The following is a 17,105-nucleotide window of genomic DNA, read 5'->3' as shown; positions in this document are numbered from 1 at the left end:
AGAAAGGAATACTTAATATCCCCTACCTTGCATAAACCTAAATATCTGGCAAATAATTTCAGATAATACTGATTTTCTAAAAAAAATATCGTCTCTTTGCAACTTTCGAACTAACATGATACGTCTAACACACAAAGAAACAATAAAAGATAAAACAAAATATGATTATGAAACGGATAATTTTAGCACTCATCGCCGCCATGACATTATGCTCACTGGTACAGGCAAAAAACAGAACGGTTACAGAAAATGACAGTCTGGGGAACAAAAAACGCGTAATTGAACTGCGCGATACTATCATTGACGGAAAGGCTGTAACCGATACGCTCAGCGTCATGACCTACGAAGGAAGGGATTCTGCCCATGCCGACAGAAGATGGAAACAGGACAAAAACGGTGATTGGCACTGGAATCTATTCGACTTAGACGGCAAAACCTCCGAAACCATTATTTCAGTCACTGCCATCGTCTTCATCTTCGGTCTGCCGCTACTCATCGTCTTTACGGTATTCTTTTTCAATTACAAAAATAGAAAAGCCAAATACCGCCTTGCAGAACAAGCCCTCTCCAGTGGGCAACAACTGCCTGAAGACTTCTTCAAAAATGTGGAAAAAACAGAAGATATTCGTACCAAAGGCATTCAGAACATCTTTATCGGTGTCGGATTATTCATCTTCCTCTGGGCCATCACCGGAAAGTTTGGAGTAGGCTGTATCGGACTACTGATTATGTTCACCGGATTCGGACAATTAGTAATCCATTATACGCAAGACTCTAATAAAAAGAACAATCGGGAGAGATGAGCCAACTCAATGATATATCGTTAGTCGCACAGATCGTGGTGTTTCGCAACACCAGGGCCTTCGACCAGTTAGTGAAGAAGTACCAGTCGCCCGTGCGACGGTTCTTCCTCAACCTGACTTGCGGCGACAACGAATTGAGTGACGACTTGGCGCAGGACACGTTTATCAAAGCCTACACTAACCTGGCTTCATTCAAAAACCTGTCCAATTTTTCCACCTGGCTTTACCGTATTGCATATAATGTATTTTATGATTATCTTCGCAGTCGGAAGGAGACAGCTGACCTTGACACCCGGGAAGTGGATACTCACTGGAACACCAGTCAGGATGACGTAGGACAACAGATGGACGTTTACCGGGCGCTGGCGACACTAAAAGAAATGGAACGAACCTGCATCACCTTGTTCTACATGGAAGATCAGAGCATCGAAAAGATTGCAGGTATCACGGGATGCCCGGCGGGAACAGTCAAAAGCCACCTCTCGCGGGCAAAAGAAAAAATGGCTACCTACTTAAAACAAAATGGTTATGACGGAAACAACTGATGATAAACTTTTGCAGCAATTCTTCTCTGACAATCGGAAAGAGATAGAAGATAACGGCTTCAGCCGTCGCGTGATGCACCACCTGCCCGACCGGTATTACCGGATTTCGCAGCTGTGGAGCTTGTTCTGCTTTACACTTGCCGTGGTGTTGTTCTTTGTTCTCGATGGTTTGCAACTGGTGCTGGGAGCTTTGCGCGAGACTTTCACCAGTGCCGTACAAAGCGGTACAACGGAACTCGATCCCAAATCACTGATCATAGCGGCAGTAGTACTTGTCTACTTAGGATATCGCAAGATTTGTTCTTTAGCATAAAGTTCACTTATCCCTTGCAATAAATCCGTTTACCCTTACAATAATTTAGTTAGTCCTTATCTGCTTTCTGCAGGTCAAGGGCTAATTTTTTTTAACTGAGCAAACATTTCTCACCAATAAATTGTATCTTTGTCGACTCAATTAGAAAAACTAACTAAGCGTAAGAAGTTTTGAGAAGAATATTATTCATCATATTATCATCTGCATTATTTTTTATAGGAAATATTCACGCGCAAGTTGCTACCAGTGACTCGCTCGTGATGCATTATCTACAACAACAAGGTATCCCGGTCACTGCCAACAATGAAGTAAAGCTACTGATGAGCGGACGGGAGAAGTTCCTTGACCTCTTCGAAGAAATACGCCATGCCAAACATCACATTCATCTGGAATACTTCAATTTCCGCAATGACTCTATCGCCAATGCCCTGTTCGACCTACTTGCTATAAAAGTGCAGGAAGGTGTGGAAGTCCGTGCCCTCTTCGATGCTTTTGGCAATTGGTCGAATAGCAAACCACTGAAAAAGCGTCATTTGAAAGCAATCCGTGACCGAGGTATTGAAATCGTGAAATTCGACCCGATTACCTTCCCGTGGATCAATCATGCCATGCACCGTGACCACCGGAAGATTGTAGTAATTGATGGAAAAATAGGATATACTGGTGGCATGAACATCGCCGACTATTACATCACCGGATTGCCTAAAATCGGGCAATGGCACGATATGCACATGCGCATAGAAGGAGATGCAGTGCGTTATCTGCAAGGCATTTTCCTCACTATGTGGAACCAAGAAACTAAACAGCATATCGGTGGACCGGTTTACTTTCCGGATATACCGCAACTGCCCGACAGTATAGCGGAAGAAATAGCAATAGTAGACCGTACACCACGGGAAACTCCCCGCTCTATCAGTCACGCTTATGCAGCATCCATCGGAGCAGCACAACATAGCATACAGATTGTAAACCCTTACTTTGTACCAACCAAATCCATCCGGAAAGCCATCAAGCACGCATTAAAGAAAGGTACTGAAGTGGAAATCATGATACCTGCTGTCTCTGATATTCCTTTTACGCCGGAAGCATCTTTCTACATTGTGCACAAGTTGATGAAAAAAGGAGCAAAAGTTTATCTCTTCAACGGAGGGTTCCACCATTCCAAGATTATGATGGTAGACCGGAACTTCTGTACTGTAGGTACAGCCAATCTGAATAGCCGCAGTCTGCGTTATGACTTCGAAACAAATGCATTTATTTTCGATCCCACCGTCACTCATCAGTTGAATGATATGTTTGAACGAGATAAAAAGAATAGTACGCTATTGACTCCCGAGGTTTGGAAGAAACGTTCCGGATGGAAGAAGTTTGTAGGCTGGGTGGGTAACCTGATGACACCATTCCTTTAATTAGAAATAATTATGCTATCTGCCGAAGTTTAATTACCTTTGGCGAGGCTAAAAAGATGGTCACTTTTGTTGTTTATAATTCGTAATCTGCAATCATGAAACAATATTTAGACTTGCTCAACCGGGTATTAACCGAAGGCATACACAAGGAAGACCGTACCGGAACCGGTACGATCAGCGTATTCGGACATCAGATGCGCTTTAATATGGACGAAGGCTTTCCCTGCCTCACCACCAAAAAACTACATCTGAAATCAATTATATATGAATTGCTATGGTTCCTGAATGGAGATACCAATGCCAAGTATCTGCAAGATCATGGCGTTCGTATCTGGAACGAATGGGCGGATGAGAATGGTGAGTTAGGACATATTTACGGTTATCAATGGCGCTCTTGGCCTGATTATAAAGGTGGTTCCATCGACCAGATCAGTGAGGCTGTAGAAACAATTCTTCATAATCCGGATTCCCGACGCATCATTGTCAGTGCTTGGAATGTGGGGGATCTTGACAATATGAATCTCCCTCCTTGCCATGCGTTCTTTCAATTCTATGTGGCAAACGGACGGTTAAGCCTCCAACTCTATCAACGTAGTGCGGACATTTTTCTTGGTGTACCTTTCAATATTGCGTCTTATGCTCTACTGTTGCAGATGATGGCACAGATAACCGGATTGAAGGCAGGAGACTTCATTCATACGCTTGGTGATGCGCATATTTATCTGAATCATCTGGAGCAGGTGAAACTACAACTTTCCCGTGAACCACGCCCATTGCCACAAATGAAAATAAACCCGGACGTGAAGAGTATCTTTGATTTCCAATATGAAGATTTCGAATTGGTAAATTACGACCCGCATCCGCATATTGCCGGTAAAGTTTCTGTTTAACAAATCATAAATCCAATCATGGTTAGTATCATCGCCGCCGTAGACCGTAACTTAGGGATCGGCTTTCAAAATAAACTGTTATTCTGGCTTCCCAATGATTTGAAGCGTTTCAAGGCATTAACCACAGGGAACACAATAATCATGGGAAGAAAAACATTTGAATCTCTGCCTAAAGGCGCACTGCCCAATCGTAGGAACGTAGTGCTTTCATCCAATCCTGCAACTCTGTGCCCCGGCGCAGAAGTATTTCCCACTCTTGAAGCAGCTTTGCAGAGCTGTCAACCGGAGGAACAAGTATATATTATTGGCGGTGCAAGTGTTTATAAGCAGGCAATGCCATTGGCAGATATGCTTTGTCTGACAGAAATCGCTGCCGAAGCACCTCAGGTAGATGCTTATTTCCCAGCTATGGATTTTGCGATATGGCACGAAAAAAGCAGGGAGTCTCATCTTGTTGACGAGAAACATCCCTGCTCCTATGCATTTGTGGATTATATCCGTAAGTAATTCCTAATCTTCATCGACCTCCACCATGATTGGCATCTGCCGCTTAATGGCTTCATGGAAAGATATCAGTGTTTCAGTGCGCGCTAACCCCAGTGGCTGTAATTTATCATGGATAATGCTCAGCAAATGGTGGTTATTGCGTGCGTAAAGTTTGATAAACATATCATATTTACCTGTCGTAAAGTGACATTCCACAATTTCCGGAATAGCTTCAAGCGCCTTTGTCACTGCGTCAAATGATTCCGGATCTTTCAGGTAAATACCAATATAGGCACAAGTTTCATAACCGATCTTTTCCGGATCGATAACGTATTCCGATCCTTTTAAAATACCTAAATTCGTCAGTTTTTGTATGCGTTGATGTATGGCTGCGCCGGAAACATTACAAGCTCTTGCCACTTCCAGAAAAGGAATACGGGCATTATCTGCAATCAATTTCAGTATCTGCTCGTCTAAAGTATCCAATTGATGATGTCCCATTTCTTAATTTATGATTAATAAATAACGATTGCTTTACCGTATTCTCATACAGTAATATGCAAAGTTAGCAAAATCTTTCCCAATTAAAATACGATTTATTACTTTTCTTGCTAAAAAATGAATAAACCCACACTCGGCATTATTTTCTCATACATGCATGAAAGTTATGCGCTCAATTTGCATTATCTTTAAAGAAGATAAGCTGCATCTCGGCATAACTTTTTCATGCAAGCATGAAAGTTATGCGCTCAATTTGCATTATCTTTGCCTATAACTACAAAATAAGATTGCTATGAAAAAATATCTTGTACTTGCATTATGCTTGCTGATACTAACAGTAGGCCATGCGCAAAACTACACTGAGTATTTTGCCGATAAGACATTGCGTGTTGATTATATCTTTACAGGAGACGCTTCTTGCCAAAATGTTTGCCTGGACGAGCTATCCGTACTTCCATCATGGGCCGGAAGACGCCATCATTTGGCCGAACTACCTTTGCAAGGTAACGGACAAATTATCATGAAGGATTTGGAAAGTGGAAAAACAGTCTATACGACTTCTTTTTCTTCCCTCTTTCAAGAATGGCTGGAGACGGATGAAGCTAAGGTCATCAGCAAAGGATTTGAAAATACATTTTTACTCCCCTATCCACTCCGCCCCGTGGAAATAGAAATCACATTGTTAAGTCCGAGAAAAGAAGTGCGTACATGTCTGAAACACACTGTTCGCCCGGATGATGTACTTATTCATCAAAAAGGGACTGCACATATCACTCCGCATAAGTACCTGCTAAAAAGTGGTGAAACAGATAAATGTATCGACGTAGCCATCCTTGCCGAAGGATATACGCCTGCCGAGATGGACGTATTCTATCAGGATGCGGAAATCGCCTGTAAGAGTCTATTTTCACACGAACCATTCAAAAGTATGAAAGATCGCTTCAATATTGTAGCAGTCGCCAGTCCTTCTGATGACAGTGGTGTAAGTGTCCCCCGTTTAGGAGAATGGAAGCATACGGCTTTTAACTCGCATTTCAGCACATTCTATTCTGATCGTTACCTGACGACCCGGTGTGTCAAATCCATACACGATGCTTTAGCCGGAATACCTTATGAACACATTATTATTCTCGCCAATACTGAAGAATATGGTGGTGGCGGTATCTATAATGCATATACTTTAACCACTGCACACCATCCGATGTTCCGCCCGGTAGTTGTGCATGAATTTGGGCACAGCTTCGGAGGATTAGCTGACGAGTACTTCTACAATGATGACGTCATGACAGATACTTACCCATTGGATACAGAACCTTGGGAACAGAACATAAGTACACGCGTAGATTTTGCTTCAAAATGGGAAGATATGCTTGTCAAAGGTACTCCTGTCCCTACCCCTGTCAGCGAACAGGCTAAGTATCCGGTAGGAGTGTATGAAGGAGGCGGATATTCTGCCAAAGGGATATTCCGTCCTGCTGATAACTGCCGCATGCGTACCAATGAACATCCTACATTTTGTCCGGTATGCCAACGAGCACTGCAAAGACTAATTGATTTTTATACAAAATAATAAGAGAACTAAACTTTAAAGACCAACATTATGATCAGACTTCAACGCATCAGCACCGCTGATGGATTTTTGTATGAGTACATGGAACAGTTGATAACCGCTGCCTTCCCACCGGAAGAACACCGCCCCTTAGAGGAGCTTCGTCTGTACACCGATAGCAGACCTCACTTCTATAACAATATTATTTTCCATCATGATACTCCTGTAGGATTCATTACCTATTGGGATTTCGGCAAATTCTACTATGTCGAACATTTCGCCGTAGATCCAGCCCAGCGTAATGGCGGACATGGAAAGAATGTTTTAAATCATTTATGTCAGTTGCTTCAACACCCTATTGTCCTGGAAGTGGAAATGCTGGAAGAAGAAATGGCCCAAAGACGTATTAATTTCTATAAGCGCCAAGGATTCGTGCTCTGGGAAAAACCATATCTTCAACCTCCATACAGACCTACAGATGAATATCTTCCAATGTTGCTTATGGCCCATGGAGATTTAGAGTGTGAAAGAGATTTTGAAACAGTAAAAGACTCTATATACAGAGAAGTATATAATGTAAGGGGATAAAAAATAAAGGGTGCTTATTCGAAATAAGCACCCTTTATTTTTTTATAGTTTGATTAACTTCTTACTGACGCGGTTGCGCAGAATAGTTAAGTTTCAATGCATAAGCTTTACGAAGAGCCTCTTTGATATCTGTTACGATACCCATTTTCGTATCTTGGTCAACTTTCAAAGAAACAGTCATCTGAGGCTGATCTTCCTCCTTCATACTGGCACGTTCACCAATAATGTAGTCCTGAATTTCAGCAACTTCAGCATAGCTATCATTCAATTGGATACGGCTTTCATTGCCCAGTTTCTTACGAAACTCAGCTGTAGGTTTTCCTACATAGATAAACGTAACCAAAGATTTCTTTTCCAGTTTTTCCAATTCTGTAGCTTGCGGAACCTTAAACTCAACCTTTAATGTTACCTCACGCATTGTTGTTACAATCATAAAGAAGAACAACAGAGTAAAGATAAGGTCAGGCAGAGAAGAAGTATTCAACGCAGGCATTTCGCGTTTACCAGTCTTATTAAATTTTCCCATTACTTCTTTTCTCCGTACTTTTTAGGTTCTGCCTCAGAAATCTTCTGAGGATATACATCACGAATTGCTTTTTGTTGATCTTCATCCAAAGCGGCATAATTTTTGCCAAACTTTTCCTGAGACAATTCTTCTCTCAGCTCATTATAAGCAGCCACCAGTTCATTCTGAACAGCCAAATATGCCTTGTAGGAAGATCCACGGTCGCAACGCAAAGAAACTACATGCTTTTCCGTAACCTGCATAGTACCAAAGAAAGGTATCTCTTTTGCATGCTTTTCCGGTTTGGTTTCATCATTATACGGGTTAGCAATGAATTCTTTTGCCTTATCTCTCAATTGATCTACATTGATATAGTCTCCATTAGCCATCAACTGGTCGTTCATGTTTAGGAAGACTGTCATAACGTTACGCTCCTTAACCTTATCTGAATCATCCTTTCTATCTTCTGTTTCGGGTGGTGGCGGCAAACGTCTTGCCAAACCACGGTCCGTATCCATAGAAGTCGTAATCAAGAAGAAGATCAACAATAGGAAAGCAATATCCGCTGTAGAACTTGAGTTTATATCAGGAACTTTTCTTTTTCCTTTTGCCATTGTAATTACTCCATTAGATCGAGTTCCCTCAATCGATTATGATAATTTCTTTTTAATACTACTGAAAAGCATTGCAAGAACAGTTGCTCCCAGTAAGAAATAAATAGTATACAGGAACATATCAGTAACCTTTAGCCAGAACGGAACATTATCAGTTCCACTATAACCTGGTATATTCATCTGTTCTCCACTACCCATAGACCAAGCAACGATCATTACGACAACCAATAAAATAACACCTAGTAGTGATTTCAAAGCTTTTACAGGATTATCTTTTAATGCGCTACCAAATTGCAGGATAAACGCAGCTACCATTGCAACAACAGTCAAAGCAAACAAACCATACATCAAGTACAGCAGACTTTCTGTCTGTGCAGGCTGCCACATCTCGGGATCAACACCCGTCAGTACTGCATCGCCCTGAGCATCTCCACCGAAGTAGAATAAGCCCAATACTACTAAAATAGCGGCGAATAAAACATACAGTACGTAATATGATACTCTATATGATAATTTAGCCATTTCTCTTATTTTTTGTATTTCAAGTTATATTTGATAACCATATCCAACAGAGTGATAGAAGAATCTTCCATTTCGCTGGTCAAAGCCTCGATCTTAGACAGGATATAATTGTAGAATACCTGCAGAATCAAAGCAACGATCAAACCGAAAATAGTTGTAATCAAGGCAACTTTCATACCACCTGCTACAACCGTCGGAGAGATATCACCTACTTGTTGGATCTTATCAAATGCTTGCACCATACCAATTACAGTACCCAAGAATCCCAAAGACGGAGCCATTGCGATGAACAATGTGATCCAAGAGCAACCTTTTTCCAAGTAACCAGCTTGTACACCACCATAAGATACTACTGACTTCTCAACTACGTCAAGACCTTGATCAATTCTCAATAAGCCTTGGTAATAGATAGAAGCGATAGGACCTCTTGTATTACGTGCGATGTCTTTAGCAGCTTCTACGTCGCCTTTTTCCAAAGCAGCTTCAATAGCAGCCAAGAATTTCTTTGTGTTGATTTCAGCCAAGCTCAGATAAATGATACGTTCAATACAGAATGCAAGACCGATAACCAAAGCGATAGCAACCAAACTCATGAAAGATGCAGTACCTTCAATAAATTTAGTCTTGATTTCCTTGTGAATACCACCTTCTTCTGCCTCTACAGTAGCATCACCAGCAGGAGCTGCTTGAGCTGCAGGAGCAGCTTGTTCTGTTTGTTCAGCTGCAGGAGCATCTTGAGCCTGAGCAAGTTGAGTTGAGCCAAATGTTAAGACTCCCATCACAGCAACAATTGCAAATAACTTTTTCATTGTGTGTCTAATTTTTAAGATTAATTAATTAAATTGTTTATTATATTCATTTATTATTTTTGTTTCCTTCTTTCATTCTGCGGAGAGACGGGGATTCGAACCCCGGATACCCTTTAGAGGTATACACGCTTTCCAGGCGTGCCTCTTCAACCACTCGAGCATCTCTCCAATAGACGCCTCTTTCAAAAACGGCTGCAAATTACAAAAAAAATGCGAACCACAAGCGTTTTCAGCTACAAATGTATTCTTTTTTTCGTTCTTGCCCCTCATTCTCTCCGTTTTATCTTTAATAAAATCTCAAAATTAATAAACTTTAAAATCTTTACGATGTTATTTGAGCATTCCAAACACTTTTAAAGCGTTCTCGGAAGTAACACGTCCAACGGCCTCCGGAGACATCCGGTAGATATCAGAAACCTTCATCAAAGTATCCTTCACATATGCGCTTTCATTTCTCTTACCACGATTCGGAACCGGAGTGAGATAAGGGGAATCCGTTTCAAGAACAACCTTCTCCAAAGGTATTTTAGTCAAAACTTCCGGAAGGCGCGACTTTTTAAAAGTGACCACACCATTAATTCCAATTAGAAAACCTGAAAACTCCAGAATCCGGGCAGCCTCATCATCAGTACCCGTGAAACTGTGGAAAACTCCTTTTAAAGAAGTATTCTTGTAAGGTTCCAGTACATTATATATATAGCCAAAGGCATCCCGACAATGAATAACGACAGGAAGGTCATATTCCAAAGCCCAATTGATTTGCTTATCTAATACAATCTGCTGTTCTTTCAGAAAAGTTTTATCCCAATAAAGATCCATACCAACCTCCCCTATTGCAATATACTTATTGAAAGACCTTAGTTCACGAGCCACAATCTCCAGTTCTTTTTCATAATCGGCATTAACAGAAGTAGGATGCAGTCCTATCATAGGAAAACAATAATCATTATAGGTATTACATACCGATAACATTGAATCAATTGTCGTACTGTCGATATTAGGCATAAAGATATGAGTGATTCCTGCAGAACGGGCACGCTCAATAACTTGCGGTAAATCTTCTGAAAATTCTTCTAAAAAGAGATGGGAATGTGTATCTATCAATCTCATTTATTTACTTCTTCTTTTCGTTTTTCACCGGTACGGTAATAGTAAATTAATCCGTAATCACGGCACAAATCCAAACGTTTCTCATTTGGAGAAACATCTTCAAACTTTTTTTCAACCTGGTTCCAAATATCTAAAATCAATTCATCTGCTGTGGTTCGCATAGCAGAAAGAGATTCTAAACTACGCGCTGTCAAAGCTTGCAGATTTTTTTGTCGGTCATAACTATCTGTAAAGATATCATAATGCACTCTAACCTTGGCTATTGTAGGATTATAAATAGGAATTCCGCCCTGTGAAGTTCGTTTAGCCTCTCCATCTATAATTTTTCGTCCCCATTCCACTAATGCTGTTTCTGTTGATAAATCCGGAACATTTGTACTATCTCCCGGTAAGCCATAATATGCTTTGTGAGCAACACGTACTTCCGAACGTATTACAGCTAAATTCAATACCTGAATAAAATGAGATACATACAAACGCGCCATCTTTACATTGGCCTGATGCTTATGACCAGCCTGCGACTGACGTTCAAAACATTGCAAATAATAAGACTGGGCAGCCTCAAACCTCGTCAAGAAATTCCGGGCCTCTGTCAACGTCTTCAGGGAAACTGCCAAATCATAAAGGTTCTGGACATCAGCTTTCGCAACCACTGCTTTCAGTGCCCGTATTCTCGCCTGATCTGTATTTGGTAATCTTCTATAAGGCATAAATCCAAAAAGACACTATTAAACCTCTCTATGCATCAAATTCTCTATTATCTTTTTAAGTTCTTCTTTCTTTTCCTCTGCAACACTGACAGCCGCTAAACTTTCCATCGCACGATTGCTATACTCCAACATTTGATTCTCGCAAATAGCTTTTACACCAATCTGATTATAGAGTTCCGTCACAGCAGCAATTTTTTCAGCGGGCTGAAAGTTTTCCGCCTGAATCCAATGATTCAACTGGTTACGTTGACCCGCATCGGCATGTTCAAATGCCTTAATCAGCATATAAGTTTTTTTATTGCAAAGGATATCTCCACCAATATTCTTTCCAAAGACTTTAGCATTACCATAGACATCCAAAAGATCATCTTTCAATTGGAAAGCAACTCCTATTTGCATTCCAAAATCATATAAACGATCTGCATCTTCTGCTGAAGCACCTCCCAAGCGGGCACCGATTCGTAAACTTGCAGCCAATAAAACTGCTGTTTTCAGACGAATCATTTCCAGATACTCTTCTGCTGTTACATCATTTCTCTGTTCGAACTCCATATCCATTTGCTGACCTTCACAAATTTCAAGAGCTGTCAGACTAAAAAGATCCATAACTTCCTTCAAAAAGACCGGAGAGCACTCTGCCATAAACTGATAAGCTAAAATCAACATCGCATCGCCCGAAAGAATCGCGGTATTATCATTCCAGACTTTGTGAACCGTCTCTTTACCTCTACGGCGATCGGCACGATCCATCAAATCATCATGAAGAAGGGTATAATTATGATAAACTTCAATACCTGTAGCCGGAGCATAGATACGAGTCACATCTTCCTGATATAAATTATAAGCCATCAACATTAATACCGGACGAATTCGCTTTCCACCCATAGACAGAACATATTCCACCGGAGCATACAATCCCTTTGGAGTACGTGTAAACTGTAAATCAGCAATATGAGAATTAATTTTTTCAAGAAGCTCAGAAGCTGTAAACATAGTGATTATAAATTAAGGAGAATAGTAAGAATAAAAAGAGGCTGCCGAAAAGCAGCCTCTTTTTTTATATAGATAACGTTATTACTGCAATCTGAACATTACAGGCACTGTATATTTAACGCGTACAGGTTTACCACGTTGCATACCAGGCTTCCACTTCGGCATGGTACCAATCACACGGAGCGCTTCTTTATCCAAATAGGGGTCAACACCTCTTATGACTTTAGCGTCTACAATACTACCGTCCTTATTAACAACGAATTGTACTGTTACACGACCTTGAGTACCGTTTTCCTGTGCAATAGTAGGATATTTGATGTTCTTGCTCAAGAATTGCATCAAACCAGCCATACCACCATTCGGGAATTCAGGCATTTGTTCTACAACCTCAAAAATGGTTTGTTCTTCCGGTTCTTCTTCAACAACAGTTACAGGCACATATTTTACCTCTACTGCCTGACCTGTTTCCTCAGAAGAAGCGATCACTGTTTCTTCCACATCAGCATCATCAGCTACGATTTCCAATGTTTCGTTAATCGGAGCTACTTCTGGAGGAGGAGGAGCGACCTTTTCTTCTTGTTCAGTAATAGGAACCATTTCTTCCTCAAAATAGAGATCAGTAAGAGCCTGGCTTGTATCGATCTTGATATCGCGCTTTGTCCATTCAAATGCTATAAACATAAAAGCCAGCACAATAACATAACCAATAAGCATCCAAGTCGATTTTTTGTTCTCCAAATCTGCTTTAGGTGTTTTCTTAATTTCCATAATTATAATATTATTTTAACGTGTTTCTCATTTTGGGCAAATATAGTACTTTTTCTGCAAAACGTCCATCCGTACTATCTTTTTTAAGACAATATACACCCATTTTTGTTTTTTTTATCCTTCAAAAAGCACACCTGCGCTTTTGTGCCACAAATGTAACGAGATATTTTAAAAATACCGTATCTTTGGCAATAATTTTAAATGAAATGTTGAAAAAGTCTTTTATTACGGTGCTACTACTACTGATTTTCTCCGTTTTACGTGCGCAAGACGGAACCAGCGCCTTCCAATTTTTAAAGCTTCCTTTTTCTGCCCACGCATCGGCATTGGGTGGAGAAAATATTTCTATTATAGAAGACGATTTAACGATGGCTGTCCAAAATCCCGCCCTTCTTTCGTGTGTAGCGGATAAAACTCTCAACCTGAATTACATGCTCTATATGGATGGTGTCAATGTTGGAGGAGCCGCATTCGCACGTACAGCAGGCGAGCGTTCCACTTGGGCGGTAACCGCTCAATATGTAGATTACGGAGAATTAAAAGAAACCACCGAAGAAAATATAGAAATCGGCACTTTCTCTGCCAAAGATATTTCCATATCGGGCATTTATACCTATGATTTAAGTGATTATTGGAGTGGTGGTGTCCGCACAAACTTCATTTATTCTCATTATGATAAGTACTCTTCATTCGCAATTGGCATTGATTTGGGATTGAATTACTATCATCAGGAGTCAGACTTTTCCGCTTCACTTGTTGCACGCAATTTGGGAGGACAACTGAAAGCTTTCGAAGAACGGCATGAAAAGCTACCTGCCGACGTACAGCTTGGTTTTAGCAAACGACTGGCACATGCTCCTTTCAGGCTCTCATTTACTCTACATGACCTGACACACTGGAGTTCATCAACCACAGCAGCAAACAATTTCGGAAAGAAATTGTTAAATCATATCTCCCTTGGCATTGATTTCCTTCCAACCAGCAATTTTTACCTGGCAGCCGGATACAACTTCCGCCGTGGAGAAGAAATGAAAATAAACGGTTCAAGCCATTGGGCAGGTTTTACTTGTGGCACAGGTATTCAGTTAAAACGATTGAAATTGGGGATGGCATATGCCAAATATCATGTGAGTTCATCCTCACTTATATTTAATTTGTCATATACCTTATAATATATAAATAGTATAACTCAAAATGAAAAAGATAACTATCGCAATCGACGGCTTTTCCTCCTGTGGAAAAAGTACCATGGCAAAAGATCTTGCCCGTGAAATAGGTTACATATACATCGACAGTGGCGCCATGTATCGTGCAGTCACTTTATACAGTATAGAAAATAGCATCTTTCAGGGAAATGCCATCGATACGGAAAGACTCCGGAAAGAAATAGATAATATCCATATCTCCTTTCAATTAAACCCTGAAACCGGACGCCCGGACACCTATCTGAATGGAGTAAATGTAGAAAATAAAATCCGCAGCATGGAAGTTTCTTCCCATGTTAGTCCCATTGCAACTTTAGGGTTTGTACGCGAAGCAATGGTAGCACAGCAACAAGCAATGGGCAATTCCAAAGGTATTGTCATGGATGGACGTGATATCGGAACTACGGTTTTTCCAGATGCTGAACTAAAAATATTTGTAACTGCCACGCCCGAAATCCGTGCACAACGTCGCTATGATGAATTAAAGACCAAAGGACAAGAAGCCAGTTTTGATGAAATACTTGAGAACGTAAAGCAACGAGATTATATCGATCAGAATAGAGAAGTAAGCCCGCTTCGCAAAGCAGATGACGCATTGCTGTTGGACAATACTGATATGACTATTCCTCAACAAAAGGAATGGTTGCAAGAGCAATTCAATAAGATCATTAAGAGATAAAGGAAAAAGGGTGTAGCCTTATGCCGTAAAAGGTGTAGCCATCCAAGACAAAGGGTGTAGCCTTGGGCCGTAAAGGGTGTAGCCCTTCCGAAGGTCCGTTTACAATCTCTATATCAACATATTATATTATGGTAAAAGTAGAAATAGATGAAGGTTCTGGCTTCTGTTTCGGTGTAGTCACTGCAATAAATAAAGCTGAAGAAGAGCTAGCCAATGGAGGCACTTTATATTGCCTGGGAGACATCGTGCACAATAGCCGTGAAGTGGAGCGCCTGAAAGAGATGGGCCTCATCACTATCAATCATGATGACTTTAATCATTTGCACGATGCCAAAGTTTTGCTACGTGCCCATGGAGAACCGCCCGAAACCTATGAAATTGCCCGTCGCAATAATATTGAAATCATTGATGCCACTTGCCCGGTAGTACTCCGCTTACAAAAGAAAATCAAGCAAGAATATACTCAAAAAGATACCGAGGATAAACAAATCGTTATCTATGGAAAAACCGGTCATGCGGAAGTCCTTGGTTTAGTAGGACAAACTACCGGAGAAGCAATTGTCATAGAAAAGTTGGAAGAAGCTAAAAAACTGGATTTCACCAGAAGCATCCGTTTATATTCGCAGACAACAAAGTCACTGGATGAATTCCAGAAAATCGTAGAATACATCAAAGAACATATCTCGCCTGATGTCACATTCGAATATTACGATACCATCTGCCGGCAAGTAGCCAATCGTATTCCGAACATACGGAAATTTGCCGCTTCGCACGATCTGGTATTCTTCGTAAGTGGCAAGAAAAGTTCCAATGGGAAAATGCTGTTCAGCGAATGCCAAAAAGTCAACCCTAATTCCCATTTGATAGACAGTGCTGAAGAGATAGACAGTTCTCTGCTTACCGGAGCTTCCTCTATCGGAGTATGTGGAGCAACCTCCACTCCCAAATGGCTGATGGAAGAAATTTCAAAGGCCATTCAATCACGACTTACAGGACAATAAGTCACCGTTTTGAAACAACAAATTAACGTTAAATATGAATCACGCCCTCAGCTTTTTGCTATCTTTGCGTCGATTATTTAAACCAAACTAAAAGATTGTTATGGGAACAGTTAAGTGCATAGGTATTTTGACATCCGGTGGTGATGCACCGGGAATGAACGCTGCTATTCGTGCAGTAACACGTGCTGCTATTTACAACGGATTACAAGTAAAAGGTATATATAGAGGTTACAGAGGTCTGGTAACCGGCGAAATCAAAGAATTCAAAAGCCAGAACGTAAGTAATATCATACAATTAGGTGGTACTATCCTGAAAACAGCTCGTTGTCAGGAATTCACTACTCCCGAAGGACGCCAGATTGCGTATGATAATATGAAAAAGGAAGGCATTGATGCCTTGGTTATCATTGGTGGTGACGGTTCATTGACAGGTGCACGTATTTTCGCACAAGAGTTCGATGTACCTTGTATAGGATTGCCGGGTACTATCGATAATGACTTGTACGGAACAGATACGACTATCGGTTATGATACAGCTTTGAATACCATTCTGGATGCAGTGGATAAAATCCGCGATACCGCTACTTCTCATGAGCGTTTGTTTTTCGTGGAAGTAATGGGACGTGACGCTGGTTTCCTTGCATTGAACGGTGCCATCGCCTCAGGTGCAGAGGCCGCTATCATTCCGGAGTTCAGTACGGAAGTCGATCAACTGGAAGAATTCATCAAGAATGGTTTCCGCAAATCCAAAAACAGTAGTATTGTAATTGTTGCGGAAAGCGAACTGACAGGTGGAGCCATGCACTTTGCAGAGCGTGTGAAGAATGAATATCCTCAATACGATGTACGTGTTACCATCCTTGGCCACTTGCAGCGCGGTGGAAGCCCTACTGCTCACGACCGTATCCTTGCCAGCCGACTCGGCGCAGCAGCTATCGATGCCATCATGGAAGGACAACGGAACGTGATGATTGGTATCGAACATGATGAAGTAGTATACGTTCCTTTCACAAAAGCTATCAAGAATGATAAGCCAATCAAGAAAGACTTGGTAAATGTATTGAGAGAACTCTCTATTTAATTAGAATATAGTGAAATATGCAAA

General features: G+C 41.0%; 21 protein-coding genes and 1 tRNA gene. 12 read left to right on the top strand and 10 right to left on the bottom strand.

The annotated features are described in order from the left end of the window. Nucleotides 1–167 precede the first annotated feature (167 nt). The 6 genes from DW182_RS16620 to DW182_RS16595 all read left to right on the top strand — a co-directional run bounded on the left by DW182_RS16620 (nucleotide 168) and on the right by DW182_RS16595 (nucleotide 4,467). Nucleotides 168–803 carry a DUF6249 domain-containing protein gene (locus DW182_RS16620; RefSeq protein ID WP_118296249.1) on the top strand — a complete coding sequence of 212 codons (636 nt, stop codon included), beginning with the start codon at nucleotides 168–170 and terminating at the stop codon, nucleotides 801–803. Continuing rightward, nucleotides 800–1,348, top strand: coding sequence for an RNA polymerase sigma factor (locus DW182_RS16615; protein ID WP_118296227.1), 549 nt, complete (start codon nucleotides 800–802; stop codon nucleotides 1,346–1,348). Before DW182_RS16620 ends, DW182_RS16615 begins: the two co-directional genes overlap by 4 nt. Continuing rightward, nucleotides 1,332–1,661 (top strand): DUF5056 domain-containing protein, encoded by a 330-nt coding sequence (locus DW182_RS16610; protein ID WP_117707791.1) that lies wholly within the window; start codon nucleotides 1,332–1,334, stop codon nucleotides 1,659–1,661. The genes DW182_RS16615 and DW182_RS16610 overlap by 17 nt, the downstream gene beginning before the upstream one ends. A 224-nt stretch (nucleotides 1,662–1,885) precedes the next feature. Beyond that, nucleotides 1,886–3,070, top strand: coding sequence for a cardiolipin synthase (cls, locus tag DW182_RS16605; RefSeq protein WP_255421300.1), 1,185 nt, complete (start codon nucleotides 1,886–1,888; stop codon nucleotides 3,068–3,070). A gap of 95 nt (nucleotides 3,071–3,165) precedes the next feature. Further along, nucleotides 3,166–3,960, top strand: coding sequence for a thymidylate synthase (locus tag DW182_RS16600; RefSeq protein WP_007667929.1), 795 nt, complete (start codon nucleotides 3,166–3,168; stop codon nucleotides 3,958–3,960). Between the two features lie 18 nt (nucleotides 3,961–3,978). Next, a complete protein-coding gene (locus DW182_RS16595; RefSeq protein ID WP_007667931.1) occupies nucleotides 3,979–4,467 on the top strand; it encodes a dihydrofolate reductase in 489 nt (162 codons plus the stop codon). A 3-nt stretch (nucleotides 4,468–4,470) separates the two neighbouring features. Here DW182_RS16595 and DW182_RS16590 read toward each other — a convergent pair whose 3' ends face one another. Beyond that, complete coding sequence (locus tag DW182_RS16590) at nucleotides 4,471–4,947, bottom strand: Lrp/AsnC family transcriptional regulator (RefSeq protein WP_007667933.1); 477 nt, start codon at nucleotides 4,945–4,947, stop codon at nucleotides 4,471–4,473. 292 nt (nucleotides 4,948–5,239) lie between these two features. On the opposite strand from DW182_RS16590, the gene DW182_RS16585 reads away from it, so the two are divergent. Then, entirely contained in the window at nucleotides 5,240–6,517 is a 1,278-nt protein-coding gene (locus DW182_RS16585) for an IgA Peptidase M64 (RefSeq protein WP_007667935.1), read from the top strand. A gap of 30 nt (nucleotides 6,518–6,547) precedes the next feature. Next, nucleotides 6,548–7,084, top strand: a complete 537-nt coding sequence (locus tag DW182_RS16580; RefSeq protein ID WP_118296225.1) for a GNAT family N-acetyltransferase — start codon at nucleotides 6,548–6,550, stop codon at nucleotides 7,082–7,084. Nucleotides 7,085–7,145: 61 nt separating this feature from the next. Here the strand turns inward: DW182_RS16580 and DW182_RS16575 are convergent, their stop codons facing one another. The 9 genes from DW182_RS16575 to DW182_RS16530 form a co-directional block, all read right to left on the bottom strand. After that, nucleotides 7,146–7,610, bottom strand: coding sequence for a biopolymer transporter ExbD (locus DW182_RS16575; protein ID WP_007210400.1), 465 nt, complete (start codon nucleotides 7,608–7,610; stop codon nucleotides 7,146–7,148). Then, on the bottom strand, nucleotides 7,610–8,203 hold the full coding sequence (locus tag DW182_RS16570; protein WP_118296224.1) for a biopolymer transporter ExbD: 594 nt from the start codon (nucleotides 8,201–8,203) through the stop codon (nucleotides 7,610–7,612). The genes DW182_RS16575 and DW182_RS16570 overlap by 1 nt, the downstream gene beginning before the upstream one ends. A 36-nt stretch (nucleotides 8,204–8,239) precedes the next feature. Beyond that, entirely contained in the window at nucleotides 8,240–8,725 is a 486-nt protein-coding gene (locus DW182_RS16565) for a hypothetical protein (RefSeq protein ID WP_007218977.1), read from the bottom strand. A 5-nt stretch (nucleotides 8,726–8,730) separates the two neighbouring features. Beyond that, nucleotides 8,731–9,534 carry a MotA/TolQ/ExbB proton channel family protein gene (locus DW182_RS16560; protein WP_007659875.1) on the bottom strand — a complete coding sequence of 268 codons (804 nt, stop codon included), beginning with the start codon at nucleotides 9,532–9,534 and terminating at the stop codon, nucleotides 8,731–8,733. An 80-nt stretch (nucleotides 9,535–9,614) separates the two neighbouring features. After that, nucleotides 9,615–9,702 (bottom strand) — tRNA-Ser (locus DW182_RS16555). Nucleotides 9,703–9,864: 162 nt separating this feature from the next. Beyond that, entirely contained in the window at nucleotides 9,865–10,644 is a 780-nt protein-coding gene (locus tag DW182_RS16545; protein WP_118296223.1) for a TatD family hydrolase, read from the bottom strand. Beyond that, the gene (locus tag DW182_RS16540) at nucleotides 10,641–11,354 is read right to left on the bottom strand and encodes a hypothetical protein (RefSeq protein ID WP_007659880.1); all 714 of its coding nucleotides are present in this window, start codon (nucleotides 11,352–11,354) and stop codon (nucleotides 10,641–10,643) included. Before DW182_RS16540 ends, DW182_RS16545 begins: the two co-directional genes overlap by 4 nt. Nucleotides 11,355–11,372: 18 nt before the next feature. After that, nucleotides 11,373–12,347: a polyprenyl synthetase family protein gene (locus DW182_RS16535; RefSeq protein ID WP_118296222.1), complete on the bottom strand. Its 975-nt coding sequence runs from the start codon at nucleotides 12,345–12,347 to the stop codon at nucleotides 11,373–11,375. A gap of 81 nt (nucleotides 12,348–12,428) precedes the next feature. Then, complete coding sequence (locus DW182_RS16530) at nucleotides 12,429–13,115, bottom strand: energy transducer TonB (RefSeq protein ID WP_007659882.1); 687 nt, start codon at nucleotides 13,113–13,115, stop codon at nucleotides 12,429–12,431. Nucleotides 13,116–13,321: 206 nt separating this feature from the next. Between DW182_RS16530 and porQ the strand changes: the two genes are divergently transcribed. The 4 genes from porQ to pfkA all read left to right on the top strand — a co-directional run bounded on the left by porQ (nucleotide 13,322) and on the right by pfkA (nucleotide 17,081). Beyond that, entirely contained in the window at nucleotides 13,322–14,287 is a 966-nt protein-coding gene (porQ, locus tag DW182_RS16525) for a type IX secretion system protein PorQ (protein ID WP_118296221.1), read from the top strand. 22 nt (nucleotides 14,288–14,309) lie between these two features. Continuing rightward, on the top strand, nucleotides 14,310–14,999 hold the full coding sequence (gene cmk, locus DW182_RS16520) for a (d)CMP kinase (RefSeq protein WP_118296220.1): 690 nt from the start codon (nucleotides 14,310–14,312) through the stop codon (nucleotides 14,997–14,999). A 128-nt stretch (nucleotides 15,000–15,127) separates the two neighbouring features. After that, nucleotides 15,128–16,000 (top strand): 4-hydroxy-3-methylbut-2-enyl diphosphate reductase, encoded by an 873-nt coding sequence (locus DW182_RS16515; RefSeq protein WP_118296248.1) that lies wholly within the window; start codon nucleotides 15,128–15,130, stop codon nucleotides 15,998–16,000. A gap of 100 nt (nucleotides 16,001–16,100) precedes the next feature. Continuing rightward, on the top strand, nucleotides 16,101–17,081 hold the full coding sequence (gene pfkA / locus DW182_RS16510; protein WP_007659890.1) for a 6-phosphofructokinase: 981 nt from the start codon (nucleotides 16,101–16,103) through the stop codon (nucleotides 17,079–17,081). The last annotated feature ends 24 nt before the right edge of the window (nucleotides 17,082–17,105 follow it).

The organism is Bacteroides sp. AM16-24, assembly GCF_003471885.1.
In the GTDB taxonomy this organism is placed as follows: Bacteria; Bacteroidota; Bacteroidia; order Bacteroidales; family Bacteroidaceae; genus Bacteroides.
This window is presented reverse-complemented; position numbering and strand designations above follow the sequence as displayed.